Origin of the sequence: Mycobacterium sp. (assembly GCF_046330795.1) — a bacterium.
Taxonomy (GTDB): domain Bacteria; phylum Actinomycetota; class Actinomycetes; order Mycobacteriales; family Mycobacteriaceae; genus Mycobacterium.
The window spans coordinates 939253-951685 of record NZ_JAXLSA010000001.1; the positions used below are offsets into that span (position 1 = coordinate 939253).

The following is a 12433-nucleotide window of genomic DNA, read 5'->3' on the forward strand; positions in this document are numbered from 1 at the left end:
CGGAGTGGCCGACGCCGTCGTGGACCGGACCTCACGCAGGAGCCGGCGGCTGATACTCGGCCATCAGCGCGCGCACGGTGTCCATCGCGTGCACCGCGCGACCCTTGTCGACCGCCTGGATCGCCATCAGCGGGACGTATTCGTCGTGCGGCAGGTCGACGCGGGCCCACCGCGCTCCCGCCGGGAACGACACGTCCACCACGGCCGCCCAGGGAACCAGCTTGTCGCCCAGCAGATTACGCACCGACAACCCGGCCGGCCCGACGCGCAGCCGGGGCCGGGTGAACAGCAGCACCACGCCGGCCAGCACGACGCCGAGCAGACCCATCGCCACCTGGTCGGCGGTCTGGAAGACCACGCCGGTGGAACCGATCTTCAGCAGGAACCCGACGGCCACATGGGCGGCCGCGATGACGAACGCGGCGCCGTAGGCGAAATACGGTGTCAGGCGGGGGCGCAGCGTGACATCCCAGCCCGGCTCGGACGGGCTCATTCGGCCGCGCGCAGAACCCGCAAGGTCAGCGCGGTGCTCAGCGCGGCTGCCGCGGCCTGTTCGCCCTTGTCCTCCGCCGAGCCCGGCAGCCCGGCCCGGTCGAGCGCCTGTTCCTCGGTGTTGGTGGTCAGCACCCCGTTGGCGACCGGGGTCGCCGCGTCCAGCGACACGCGCGTCAAACCCTGGGTCACCGCATCGCAGACATAGTCGAAATGCGGTGTCCCGCCGCGGATCACCACGCCCAGGGCGACGACGGCGTCGTGGGTGCGCGCCAGCTCCTGGGCCACCACCGGGATCTCGATGGCACCCAGCACCCGGACGACGGTCGGTTCGGCGACACCGGCGGACTTGGCCACCCGCAGCGCGCCGTCGAGCAGCGCGTCGCAGATCGTGGAGTGCCAGGTGCTCGCGACGATGGCCAATGACAGGTCCGCTGCGTCGTCGGCAAACTCGGGCATCTCCGGGATGCCGGCGCCACCACTCATTCGCTCACTCCCGGGCGGTGCCGCTCACCCAACAGGTACGCCGCCTCGTCGTAGCTCTCCATCGTGTTGGACTCGTGGTACTCGTCCAGCCCGGTCAGCTCATGGCCCATCCGGTCACGCTTGGTCATCAGGTACTTGATGTTCTCGGCGTTGGCCCGCACCGGCAGCGGAACCCGCTCGATGATGTGCAGGCCGTAACCGTCCAGGCCGACCCGCTTGGCCGGGTTGTTGGTCAGCAGGCGCATCGACCGGACGCCCAGATCGACCAGGATCTGCGCACCGATCCCGTAGTCGCGGGCATCGGCGGGCAGTCCGAGCTCGAGGTTCGCGTCGACGGTGTCCGCTCCGGCGTCCTGCAGCTGATAGGCCTGCAGCTTGTGCATCAGCCCGATGCCACGGCCCTCGTGCCCACGCATGTAGAGCACCACGCCACGGCCCTCACGGGCCACCATCGCCATCGCCGCGTCCAGCTGCGGCCCGCAGTCGCAGCGCCGGGAACCGAAGACGTCGCCGGTCAGACATTCGGAGTGCACCCGGACCAGGACGTCCTCACCGTCGCTGTGCGGTCCCGCGATCTCGCCGCGGACCAGGGCGACGTGCTCGACGTCGTCGTAGACGCTCTTGTATCCGACCGCACGGAAATCGCCGTGCCGGGTCGGGATGCGCGCCTCGGCGATCCGCTCGATGTGCTTCTCGTGTTTGCGCCGCCACTCGATGAGGTCCGCGATGGAGATCAGCGCCAGATCGTGGTCGTCGGCGAAGACCCGCAGCTCGTCGGTCTGCGCCATCGCGCCCTCGTCCTTCTGGCTGACGATCTCGCAGATCGCGCCGGCCGGCTGCAGGCCGGCCAGCCGGGCCAGGTCGACGGCGGCCTCGGTATGCCCGGGGCGGCGCAGCACGCCGCCGTCCTTGGCGCGCAGCGGCACGACGTGCCCGGGTTTGGTGAAGTCCTGCGCCACGGCCCCGGGGTTGGCCAGCGCGCGCATCGTGGTGGCGCGGTCGGAGGCCGAGATACCGGTTCCCACACCGTTTTTCGCATCGACGGTGACGGTGTAGGCGGTGCCGTGCTTGTCCTGGTTCACCGCGTACATCGGAAGCAGTCCGAGCCGGTCGCAGATGTCTCCGTCCAGCGGCACACACAGATAGCCGGAGGTGTAGCGGACCATGAACGCCACCAGTTCGGGAGTGGCCATCTCGGCGGCGAAGATGAGGTCGCCCTCGTTCTCGCGGTCCTCATCGTCGACCACGACGACGGCCTTGCCCGCGGCAATGTCGGCCAGCGCCCGTTCGACGCTATCCAGCCTCGTCATTGGAGCCACCTTGTGCGTTAAGTGAACTGTGAGCCTTGGTGAAGGGTCCAACCAGTATGAACCACCGCGCCACTAACCTTGCTTCCCCTGTTCACCCAGCAGCCGCTCGACATATTTCGCGATGACGTCGACCTCGAGGTTGACCGTGGTCCCCACCGGCGCAGAACCCAGCGTCGTCATCGCCAGCGTGGTCGGGATCAGGGACACCTCGAACCAGTCCGAACCCAGGTCCGACACGGTCAGCGAGATGCCGTCGACGGTGATCGACCCCTTCTCCACCAGGTAGCGCGACAGTGGTTCCGGCAGGCCGATGCGCACCACCTCCCAGTGCTCCGAAGGTGTGCGGGAGATCACCGATCCGGTGCCGTCGACATGCCCCTGAACGATGTGACCGCCGAGCCGGCTGTTCAGCGCCGCGGCACGTTCGAGGTTGACGGGCGAACCGACCGACAGTCCGGCCAGGCTCGAGCGGTTGAGCGTCTCGGCCATCACGTCGGCGCTGAACCGGCCGTCGGGCAGCACCTCGACAACGGTCAGGCAGACCCCGTTGACGGCGATCGAGTCCCCGTGGCCGGCATCGGCGGTCACCACGGGGCCACGAATGACGAAGCGCGCGGCATCCACCAGCTCGTCCTTGCCGACGACCTCACCCAACTCTTCGACGATCCCGGTGAACACGCCTGTAAACCTAGCTGTCCGGCACGGCCACTACGATGCAGGGCATGCAGACACGCCAACGCAGGTATTCCGCCCTGACCCGCACGATCGGCGCGGCCGCGCTCTGCGCCGCCGTGGTCGCGGGATGTTCGGGCGGATCGTCCGGTGGCGGGTCGACAGCCTCGCTGCCGGATGCCGCGACGCTGTTGCAGCAGTCCGCCCAGACCACCAAGGGCCTCGAGAGCGCGCACGTGGAGATCACCGTCGAGGGCAAGATCGAGGGCCTACCGGTCAAGAGCCTGTCGGGTGACCTGACCAACGTGCCCGCCACCGCAGCATCCGCCAAGGCCACCATCACCATGGGCGGCTCCGATCTCGACGCCGATATCGTCGTCACCGACGGCACCCTGTTCGCCGCGCTGTCGCCGAACAACTGGCTGGACATGGGCCCGGCGGCCGACATCTACGACCCTTCGACCATCCTGCGTCCGGACACCGGCCTGGCCAATGTGCTGGGCAACTTCTCCGATCCCAAGTCGGAGACCACCGAGAAGATCAACGGCATCGACACCGTCAAGGTCACCGGCCAGGTCAGCGCCGAGGCCGCCAACCAGATCCTGCCGCAGCTCAAGGTCACCGGCCCGATTGCGGGCACCGCCTGGATCCAGCCGGACGGCGACCACAATCTGGTCCAGGCCCGGCTGCAGCCCAGCGGCGGGAGCGCGGTCCAGATGACGCTGTCGGATTGGAACAAGCCGGTCACCGTCGCCAAGCCCCAGCTCTGATGCGGGCAGAGACCAGGCGCTGGACCGCGATCAGCGCCGGCGGTCTGGCCGTCCTGCTCGGGGCCGTCGACACCTACGTCGTGGTGTCGATCATGACCGACATCATGAAAGACGTCGGCATCCCGATCAACAAGATCCAGCAGGTCGCGCCGATCATCACCGGCTACCTCCTGGGGTACATCGCGGCAATGCCGCTGCTCGGCCGGGCCTCCGACCGCTTCGGCCGCAAGCTGGTGCTCCAACTCGGGCTCGCCGGCTTCGCCGTGGGCTCGGTGGTCACCGCGCTGTCGGACGATCTGACGACGCTGGTGGTCGGCCGGGTCATCCAGGGCACGGCCAGCGGGGCGCTGCTGCCGGTGACACTGGCCCTGGCCGCCGATCTGTGGTCGGCCCGCAACCGGGCCGCGGTGCTCGGCGGGGTGGGTGCCGCGCAGGAACTCGGCAGTGTGCTGGGCCCCCTGTACGGCATCGCCGTCGTTGCGGTGCTCAACACCTGGCGCGACGTGTTCTGGATCAACCTGCCGCTCACCGCGATCGCCATGCTGATGATCCACTTCAGCGTGCCCGCCCACGACCGCGGCGCGGGACCGCGCGAGCGCGTCGACGTGATCGGCGGTGTGCTGCTTGCGATCACGCTCGGGCTGACGGTGGTCGGGCTGTACAACCCGGCGCCCGACGGCAAGCAGGTGCTGCCGCACTGGGGCCTGCCGGTGGTCGCGGCGGCGGTGGTCGCGGGCATCGCGTTCTTCGCCTGGGAGCGATACTCCCGCACCAAACTGATCGACCCGGCCGGCGTCGCGTTCCGGCCGTTCCTGGCGTCGCTGGGCACCTCGGTCTGCGCGGGCGCGGCGCTGATGGTCACCCTGGTCAACGTCGAACTGTTCGGGCAGGGCGTCCTCGGCCTGGACCAGGTGGACGCCGCGCTGAAACTGACCTGGTTCCTGGCGGCGCTGCCCGTCGGGGCGTTGATCGGCGGTGCGATCGCCACCCGCATCGGAGACCGCGCCGTGGTGTTCGTCGGGATGCTCATCGCGGCCCTCGCCTACTGGCTGGTGTCCCACTGGGGCGTCAATGTGCTTACCGCACAACATGATCTGGGTTTCATCACACTGCCGGCATTCAGCACCGATCTGGTGCTCGCCGGCTTCGGCCTGGGCCTGGTGATCGGCCCGCTGACATCCGCGGCGCTGCGGGTGGTGCCCGCCGTCCAGCACGGCATCGCGTCGTCGTTGGTGGTGGTGGCGCGGATGACCGGCATGCTCGTCGGCGTCGCGGCGCTGTCCGCCTGGGGCTTGTACCGCTTCAACCAGATCCTGGCCACCAAGCCGGCGCCGCACGCCGACTCACTGCCCGCGAAGATCGCGGCCGAGGCCACCCGCTACCGGGAGGCGTTCGCCGACCAGTACGGCGAGATGTTCGGGATCACCATGATCATCTGCATCGTCGGCGCGTTCGTCGGGCTACTGATCGCCGGCCGGCACACCCACGCCGAATCCCCCGACGTGTATTCACCCAGGCCGTGGGTACCCGTCGCGGATGACGAATGAGCTGAACAATGAGAAGGTCGCGTTCCTGGTGGCACCCGAGGGCGTCGAGCAGCGCGAACTGACGGATCCGTGGCAAGCCGTCGAGAGAGCCGGCGGAACGCCCATCCTGGTGTCCACGGTGGCGGGCAAGGTGCAGGCGTTCGAGCACCTTACGGCGGCCGACGTGTTCGATGCCGATATCGCCGCAGACGACGCCGACGTCACCGGTTTTATCGGCCTTGTGCTCCCCGGCGGAGTGGCCAATCCCGATCAGCTGCGCACCGACCGGGCCGCGGTCGGCTTCACCAAGGCGTTCTTCGACTCGGGCAAGCCGGTGGCGGCGATCTGCCACGCGCCGTGGACCCTGGTGGAGGCGGACGTGGTGCGCGGACGGATGTTGACCTCCTGGCCCAGCCTGCGCACCGACATCCTCAACGCCGGAGGAAACTGGGTCGACGAAGAGGTCGTGGTGTGTTCGGCCGGACCGAACACACTGATCTCCAGCCGAAATCCCGGCGATCTGCCGGCGTTCTGCCGCACCACCGTAGCGGTCATGGGCGCTCACCTGACGTCGTACGCCTGATCGACCGGAACGTCGCGATTTGGTTCGCGAAAATCGTTGATGGACTTCGTGATTCACTCGCCCAATGCAGGCGCACGGCGCGGTGGTTCCGGCACCCCTCAGCCCCGGGCGTCGGGAATGATCGACAGCAGCAGATCGGGGCCGACCTGCTCGACGCCGTCGAACCGCCACCGCAGCGCCCGCGCAATGCTGGTCACCCCGACGTCGTCGACGGCGGAGATCGGCCCGCCCAACAGGATCGGCGCGACGTAGGCCAGGATCCGGTCGACCACGCCGGCGCGCAGGAAGGCTCCGGCCAGTACCGGCCCGCCCTCGAGCAGGATGTCGGTCCGGTCGCGCAGCGACTGGATCACCTCGTGGGGGTCGTGCGTGCGGATCACCATGGTCCGCGAATCGTCATTGAGAATTCTTGATTCCGAGGAGATCTCACGCATGCCGACCACGACGCGCAGCGGCTGGCGGTCGGCCAGGCTGCCGTCGGGCAGCCGCGCGGTCAGCACCGGATCGTCGACGAAGACCGTGCCCGTTCCCACCACGATGGCGTCGGCGGCCCGGCGCCGGCGGTGGACGTCGACCCGGGCGGCCTCCGACGTGATCCACTGACTGGATCCGTCGGCGGCAGCGCTGCGGCCGTCGACGCTGGTGGCGTACTTCCAGGTGACATGCGGCAGACCGGTGCGCTGCTTGTGCAGCCATTCCCGCAGCGGACCGCCGGCGACCAGGTCGGCCTCGACGCCCGAGACGACCTCGATACCCCCGGCGCGCAGCCGGTCGGCGCCACCGGCCGCGATCGGGTTCGGGTCGGCGACGGCGAAGACCACGGTCGAGACGCCGGCCGCCAACAGCGCGTCCACACACGGCGGCGTGCGACCGTGATGGTTGCACGGTTCCAGGGTGCACACCGCGGTGCCGCCCGCAGCGCGGGTCCCGGCCCGGCGCAGGGCCACCAGCTCGGCGTGCGCGCCGCCCGGGGGTTCGGTGGCTCCCACGCCGGCGATCTGGCCGGCCGCATCCAGGATCACCGCTCCCACAGGGGGATTCGGGTAGGTGTCGCCCTTGACTCCGTCGGCCTGTTCGACGGCGAGCCGCATGGCGACCGCGAGGTCCGTCATACCGTCAGATGCGGCGACACCGCGGCGGCCCGATGACGCAGGGCCGTCACCGCCGCCGCCGGGTCCTGCGCACCATAGACCGCCGAACCGGCGACGAAGCAGTCCACCCCGGCCTCGGCGGCGGCCTCGATGGTGTCGGCGTTGATGCCGCCGTCGATCTCGACCAGGATGGTCAACTCCCCCGCGTCGACGAGTCGCCGCGCGGTGCGGACCTTGTCGAGCACGTCGGGGATGAACGACTGCCCGCCGAATCCCGGCTCCACCGACATCACCAGCAGGGTGTCGAAGTCGCGCAGGATCTCCAGGTAGGGATCCAGCGGTGTGCCCGGCTTGACCGACAGACCCGCCTTGGCGCCGGCGGCCCGGATGTCGCGGGCCACGCCCACCGGGTTGTCGGTCGCCTCGACGTGGAACGTGACATTGTGGGCGCCGGCTTCGGCGTACGGCGGTGCCCAGCGGTCGGGGTCGTCGATCATCAGGTGGCAGTCCATCGGGATGTCGGTGACCTTCAACAGGCTCTCCACCACCGGAAGGCCCAGCGTCAGGTTCGGCACGAAGTGGTTGTCCATCACATCGACGTGCAGCCAGTCGGCGCCTGCCGGACCTTCGACGGCGGCAACCTCCTCGGCGAGCCGCGCGAAGTCCGCGGCCAGGATCGACGGGGCGATCAGCGGGCGATTCATGCGCTCACCTTAATCATTTTCGCCCGCCGCGAGTCCCACCCCGCCAGTCATTGCTCCCTGCGCAGGGCCGCGGCGAACATCGCGTCGGTGCCGTGCCGGTGTGGCCACAACTGGGTGTATGACCCGTCGCCGGCCGCCAGGTCGGCCGCCGGCGCGAACAGCGGACCGGTCGGCAACGCCGTCACCGGGTGGCGGCGCAGGGCGTCGGCCACCACCCCGACGGTCTCGGCGAGGTGCGGGGAACAGGTGGCGTAGACGATGACGCCGCCGGGACGGGTCAGCTCGATCGCCGCGGTCAGCAGCTCGCGCTGGAGCCGGGTCAGCTCGGGCACATCGGTGGGCTGCCGGCGCCAGCGGGCCTCCGGCCGGCGGCGCAACGCGCCGAGGCCGGTGCAGGGTGCGTCGACCAGGACACGGTCGAAACCCGGCTGCAGTCCCGAGTCGCGGCCGTCGACCCGGACCACGTCGACCGGTAGTCCGGCGGTGTTCTGTTCCACCAGGTCGGCGCGGCGCGGCGCGGGCTCCACCGCGGTGACGCGGGCGCCCTGCCCGGCGCCGATGCCGGCCAGGGTGGCCGTCTTGCCGCCCGGGCCCGCGCACAGGTCAAGCCAGCGTCCACCGTCGGCACCGACCAGCGGCGCCTCGGTGAGCGCCCGGGCCACTAGTTGGCTGCCCTCGTCCTGCACCAGCGCGGCGCCGTCGCGCACCGGCGCCAGTCGGCCGGGATCCCCGCCCGGCAGGTACACCGCGAACGGGGAATACCTGCCCAGCTCGCCCCCGACCGCCTCGGCGAGTTCGGCCGCGGTCAGCACGCCCGGGCGGGCGGCCAGGTGCACGAGCGGACGCTCGTCGTCGCTGCGCAGCAACGCCTCCAGCTCACCCGCGCGCCCGCCCAGCGCGTCGGCGAATGCCTGCGCGATCCAGCGGGGATGTGCGTGGGTGAACGCCAGGTGTCCGACGGGATCCCCGGCCGTCGGGGGCGCCAGTTCGGCGACCCAGGAGGCTTCGTCGCGCCCGGCGATGGTGCGCAGCACGCCGTTGACGAAACCGGCTCGCGCCGAATCGAATTCGATGGCCGCCTGCTCGACGGTGGTGGACACCGCGGCATGTTGTTCGACGCGGGTGCGCAGCAGCTGATAGGTCCCCAGCCGCAGCAGGTCGAGCAGGACGGGGTCGATGCGCTCGACGGGCCGGCCGGCGGCGGCCACAATGACCGCATCCAGCAGGCCGCGGGTGCGGCAGGCGCCGTAGGTCAGCTCCGTGGCGAATGCCGCGTCCCGCCCGGCGATCCCGCGTTCCCTCAGCAGTGCCGGCAGCGCCAGGTTCGCGTAGGAATCGCGTTCGCTCACCGCGCGCAGCACGTCGAATGCGGCCCGCCGGGCCGGGTCCAGCGGTGTGCGCTGCGGACGCCGGCCCGGCCCGCGGGTGGGCCGCCGATCGCTCACGAGGCCCTCGGCACGTCGAGGCGGGCACCGCGCGCCCAGTCGGCCGCATTCATCGGCTTCTTCCCCGGCGGTTGAACTGTGCCCAATTGCACTGCGCCCGAACCGGTTCCGATCAGTACCCGGTTGCGTTCGACCCGGATCTCCCCCGCCGCCAGGTCGGCCTCCTCGGCCAGGGTCACCGGACCGAGCTTGATCCGGGTGTCACCGATCATCGTCCACGCACCCGGGTTCGGGGTGACCGCGCGCAGCCGCCGCTCGACGACGTGCGCGGGCAGCTCCCAGCGCACCCGCGCCCCGTCGACGGTGAGCTTCGGCGCCACACTGATGCCCTCGGCGGGTTGCGGCGCCGGGGTCAACGAACCGTCCTCGATCCCGTCGAGCGTCGCCTCGAGCAGACCCGCACCCGATTCGGCGAGCCGGCCCAGCAGATCGCCCGCGGTGTCATCGGGCCTGACCGTCTCGGTCACCACGCCGTACACCGGCCCACTGTCCAGACTGCGCTCGATCTGGAACGTGGTGGCCCCCGTGACGGTGTCCCCGGCCGCGATCGCGGCCTGCACCGGCGCGGCACCCCGCCACGCCGGCAGCAGCGAGAAGTGCAGGTTCACCCAGCCGTGGCGGGGCACCGCGAGCAATTCGTCGCCCAGCAGCGCGCCGTAGGCCACCACGGGACAGCAGTCGGGGGCCAGCGCGGCCAGTTCGGCGACGAATTCGGCGGTGTTCGGCCGCGGCGGCTTGAGTACCGGGATCCCGTGCTCGGCCGCCAGTGCCGCCACCGGCGACGGGGCCGGTTTACCGCGCCGGCCGGCGGCCGCGTCCGGTCGGCTCAGCACGGCGACGATGTCGTGGTGCGGGGAGGCGATCAGGCGGTGCAACGACGGCAGTGCGGGTTCGGGGGTACCGGCGAACACCAAACGCATCCGGCCAGTCTAGGGGTGCGTCGCGCACCGTCCTCGCACGCCGCGACCGCCGGTCAGCTCGGGACCTTGTAGTACTCGCGTTCCCTGCCCCCGGCCATGCCGGCGGCGAACATCCACGGGATGGTGGTGACCAGCCGGTTCAGCGTGGCGACCGCATCGTTGTAGTACTGCCGGGCGAACGCCAGCTTGTCCTCGGTGTCGGCGAGGTTGCGCTGCAGGTCCAGGAAGTTGTTCGACGAGTTCAGTTGCGGGTAGCTCTGGCCGAGCGCCATCACCTGTCCGACTGCGTTGTCGAACTGCTGCTCGGCGGCGCTGCGCTGCGCGACGGATTTCCCGGCGGTAGCCGACGTCAGCGCTGCCCGGGCATCCGACACGTGATCCAGGATCGCCTTCTCGTGCGCCGCGAAAGTGCCCACGGTGCTGATCAGTGCCGGGATCAGTGACGCCCGCCGGGTCAACTGCACGTCGATGCCGCCCAGCGCTTCGTCCACCCGGACGTCTGCCGACCGGATCTTGTTGTAGCCCAACACGAATCCGACCGCGATGGCCACCACCACCAGCAGCGCCAGCACCAACACGAATCTCATCATGAGCACCTCACCAGGAACCTCCTCCTCCGCCGCCGCCACCACCGCCACCGCCGCCACCCCCGCCGCCACCGCCGCCACCACCACTGGAGGACGACGACTGCGACGCGGTGTAGGCGCCGATGGACGACGACAACGCCGACTCGAAACTGTCGAAACTCACCGAACCGGACGAATCCCCGCCGAACCACGACGAGGACCTATCCGACGAGTGGTACCAATCCGGTTGCGGGGCAGGCGTTCCCATCATCGCCTGGTACTTCTTGGCCCACAGGGCGGCGGCGCCGGCAGCCAGCGCGAACGGCAGGTAGGCGGCATAGAGATCCTTGCGGGCGGCGAAATCGAACCGCGCCTCCGCCGAATCGGTGACCAGCATGCGATGGAAACCGCCTGCCCGCGACCACAATTCGCGCCCCGCAGGGGTGCGCCGAGTGCCCACCCCCGAACGCCACGACAGTGCCGAACACAGGAAGAAGGCCGCAAACGGCAGCACCCACATGGTGGCCGGGAACAGCCAGCGGATCGCCGCGGTGACCGCCAGTACCAGGGCGACCAGATTTGCGACCCGGACCCAGTGCTCCACCCGGTGCGGCGCGGTGAACCCACCCGAGCGGGCCCAGGTGTGCACCGTCGCACCGATGGTGCCCTTCGCCTCGGTAAGGCGTTCACCGGCCTTGACACCGCCGCCGGCGTTGAACTCCCCACCGGGTCGCTCGATGCCGAGGGTGGCAGCCACGGCGCCGGCGACCGGGTCGACCGACGCCCACTCCGGGCTCGGCAGATAGCGCAGCGTCCACTTCTTCTTGCTCGTCTGGCGCAGGTCGATCAGCTGCCGGTCGGCCAGGTGGAACAGCGTGGCCGTCAGCGCCTGCGGGCCAACCGATTCGGTCCGGATGTACTCGCTCTGCACCGGACCGATGCCCGCCGGCGGCTCGTACTGCAGCGGGAACGGGGGCGGCTTCTCCACGGTCGAGCGGTACATCAGGAGCCCGGCGGCCGCGCCGGCCAGCGTCAGCGCCGCCACCCAGATGACGCCGCGCATCGACCGGCCCAGGATCCGGTCCCACTTGTACGACCACGGCAACTCCACCCGCGCCGGGGTGGCCATGTCGACGCCGGCGCGAACGGTGACCGGGGTCCGCGGCGCGAGGTCGGTCGCGCTGACCGTCAACGTCCGTCCGGCGTCGCCGCCGATCGTCAGGTCCGTGCACGCACGCCCGACCCCGCTGCCGACCGAGCACTGGGCCCCGGTGATCGGCGCGGGCAGGGTGACGGTGATATCGGCGTGCTCGATCTGGTTGTTCCACGACGGTGCGATGACGTTCCAATAGAAGACCGAGGGAGACTGCCGCCCGGTGTCGCCGGTCGAACCGGCGAACTCCTTGTGCTCCCCGGTGGTACCGGGATCGATGACGCCGGGAATGGTGTAGCGGATCTCGAAGACGTGTGTGCCGTAGTCGAGGTAGCTGCCCGGATCGCCGATCTTGGCGACCCGGAACCGATCCCCGTCCTCCCACAGCATCTTGTACTGCATCGGCGCTCCGTCCATCAGCACCGAGATGACGTTCGGTTCCTGCCGGACCCCGGAATCGTTGGGGTTGGCGACATCCCAGTACCGGAAGATGCCGTGCCGGTCGCCGGGGAACTCACCGGTGATGGTTTCGACGGCATCCAGGTTGCCGGCCGCATCGATGCGGAAGTCGGCCTGGAAATCGGAGATGGTGACCGGATCGCTGGCCGGCCCGGCCTGCGACAAACCGGAGAACGGCAACGGCCACAACACCCCGACGACGACGAACAGCGCCGCGATCGTCAACCAGATCGCCCTGCGGACCCCCGACATGCCC

Annotated in this window: 13 protein-coding genes; 3 read left to right on the forward strand and 10 right to left on the reverse strand. The window is 70.1% G+C overall.

Annotated features, from left to right (window positions below; genetic code table 11):
• Positions 1-31: 31 nt before the first annotated feature.
• The 4 genes from U0R18_RS04405 to U0R18_RS04420 all read right to left on the reverse strand — a co-directional run bounded on the left by U0R18_RS04405 (position 32) and on the right by U0R18_RS04420 (position 2966).
• Positions 32-493 carry a PH domain-containing protein gene (locus tag U0R18_RS04405; protein WP_526366305.1) on the reverse strand — a complete coding sequence of 154 codons (462 nt, stop codon included), beginning with the start codon at positions 491-493 and terminating at the stop codon, positions 32-34.
• Complete coding sequence (gene ribH / locus U0R18_RS04410; RefSeq protein WP_526366307.1) at positions 490-978, reverse strand: 6,7-dimethyl-8-ribityllumazine synthase; 489 nt, start codon at positions 976-978, stop codon at positions 490-492. Before ribH ends, U0R18_RS04405 begins: the two co-directional genes overlap by 4 nt.
• Entirely contained in the window at positions 975-2288 is a 1314-nt protein-coding gene (locus tag U0R18_RS04415; protein ID WP_526366309.1) for a bifunctional 3,4-dihydroxy-2-butanone-4-phosphate synthase/GTP cyclohydrolase II, read from the reverse strand. The genes ribH and U0R18_RS04415 overlap by 4 nt, the downstream gene beginning before the upstream one ends.
• Positions 2289-2360: 72 nt before the next feature.
• Positions 2361-2966 (reverse strand): riboflavin synthase, encoded by a 606-nt coding sequence (locus tag U0R18_RS04420; protein ID WP_526366311.1) that lies wholly within the window; start codon positions 2964-2966, stop codon positions 2361-2363.
• A gap of 44 nt (positions 2967-3010) precedes the next feature.
• Between U0R18_RS04420 and U0R18_RS04425 the strand changes: the two genes are divergently transcribed.
• From U0R18_RS04425 to U0R18_RS04435, 3 genes are read left to right on the forward strand one after another with little or no spacing between them, the layout of a single operon-like run.
• Positions 3011-3730, forward strand: a complete 720-nt coding sequence (locus U0R18_RS04425; protein WP_526366313.1) for an LppX_LprAFG lipoprotein — start codon at positions 3011-3013, stop codon at positions 3728-3730.
• Positions 3730-5277 carry an MFS transporter gene (locus tag U0R18_RS04430; protein ID WP_526366315.1) on the forward strand — a complete coding sequence of 516 codons (1548 nt, stop codon included), beginning with the start codon at positions 3730-3732 and terminating at the stop codon, positions 5275-5277. The genes U0R18_RS04425 and U0R18_RS04430 overlap by 1 nt, the downstream gene beginning before the upstream one ends.
• Positions 5267-5839 (forward strand): type 1 glutamine amidotransferase domain-containing protein, encoded by a 573-nt coding sequence (locus U0R18_RS04435; RefSeq protein WP_526366317.1) that lies wholly within the window; start codon positions 5267-5269, stop codon positions 5837-5839. Before U0R18_RS04430 ends, U0R18_RS04435 begins: the two co-directional genes overlap by 11 nt.
• A 98-nt stretch (positions 5840-5937) precedes the next feature.
• Here U0R18_RS04435 and ribD read toward each other — a convergent pair whose 3' ends face one another.
• The 6 genes from ribD to U0R18_RS04465 are packed head-to-tail and all read right to left on the reverse strand — an operon-like array spanning position 5938 to position 12429.
• A complete protein-coding gene (ribD, locus tag U0R18_RS04440; RefSeq protein ID WP_526366319.1) occupies positions 5938-6951 on the reverse strand; it encodes a bifunctional diaminohydroxyphosphoribosylaminopyrimidine deaminase/5-amino-6-(5-phosphoribosylamino)uracil reductase RibD in 1014 nt (337 codons plus the stop codon).
• A complete protein-coding gene (gene rpe, locus U0R18_RS04445; protein WP_526366321.1) occupies positions 6948-7634 on the reverse strand; it encodes a ribulose-phosphate 3-epimerase in 687 nt (228 codons plus the stop codon). The genes ribD and rpe overlap by 4 nt, the downstream gene beginning before the upstream one ends.
• A gap of 47 nt (positions 7635-7681) precedes the next feature.
• Complete coding sequence (locus U0R18_RS04450) at positions 7682-9079, reverse strand: transcription antitermination factor NusB (RefSeq protein ID WP_526366323.1); 1398 nt, start codon at positions 9077-9079, stop codon at positions 7682-7684.
• Positions 9076-9999 carry a methionyl-tRNA formyltransferase gene (gene fmt / locus U0R18_RS04455; protein ID WP_526366325.1) on the reverse strand — a complete coding sequence of 308 codons (924 nt, stop codon included), beginning with the start codon at positions 9997-9999 and terminating at the stop codon, positions 9076-9078. Before fmt ends, U0R18_RS04450 begins: the two co-directional genes overlap by 4 nt.
• A 53-nt stretch (positions 10000-10052) precedes the next feature.
• Complete coding sequence (locus U0R18_RS04460; RefSeq protein ID WP_526367423.1) at positions 10053-10589, reverse strand: LemA family protein; 537 nt, start codon at positions 10587-10589, stop codon at positions 10053-10055.
• Positions 10590-10596: 7 nt separating this feature from the next.
• Positions 10597-12429, reverse strand: coding sequence for a DUF2207 family protein (locus U0R18_RS04465; RefSeq protein WP_526366327.1), 1833 nt, complete (start codon positions 12427-12429; stop codon positions 10597-10599).
• Positions 12430-12433: the final 4 nt, after the last annotated feature.

Coding starts and splice junctions, on each gene's coding strand:
- U0R18_RS04405 (WP_526366305.1), bottom strand. CDS start 493: ATGAGCCCGTCCGAGCCGGGCTGGGATGTCACGCTGCGCCCCCGCCTG.
- ribH (WP_526366307.1), bottom strand. CDS start 978: ATGAGTGGTGGCGCCGGCATCCCGGAGATGCCCGAGTTTGCCGACGAC.
- U0R18_RS04415 (WP_526366309.1), bottom strand. CDS start 2,288: ATGACGAGGCTGGATAGCGTCGAACGGGCGCTGGCCGACATTGCCGCG.
- U0R18_RS04425 (WP_526366313.1), top strand. CDS start 3,011: ATGCAGACACGCCAACGCAGGTATTCCGCCCTGACCCGCACGATCGGC.
- U0R18_RS04430 (WP_526366315.1), top strand. CDS start 3,730: ATGCGGGCAGAGACCAGGCGCTGGACCGCGATCAGCGCCGGCGGTCTG.
- U0R18_RS04435 (WP_526366317.1), top strand. CDS start 5,267: ATGACGAATGAGCTGAACAATGAGAAGGTCGCGTTCCTGGTGGCACCC.
- ribD (WP_526366319.1), bottom strand. CDS start 6,951: ATGACGGACCTCGCGGTCGCCATGCGGCTCGCCGTCGAACAGGCCGAC.
- rpe (WP_526366321.1), bottom strand. CDS start 7,634: ATGAATCGCCCGCTGATCGCCCCGTCGATCCTGGCCGCGGACTTCGCG.
- fmt (WP_526366325.1), bottom strand. CDS start 9,999: ATGCGTTTGGTGTTCGCCGGTACCCCCGAACCCGCACTGCCGTCGTTG.
- U0R18_RS04460 (WP_526367423.1), bottom strand. CDS start 10,589: ATGATGAGATTCGTGTTGGTGCTGGCGCTGCTGGTGGTGGTGGCCATC.
- U0R18_RS04465 (WP_526366327.1), bottom strand. CDS start 12,429: ATGTCGGGGGTCCGCAGGGCGATCTGGTTGACGATCGCGGCGCTGTTC.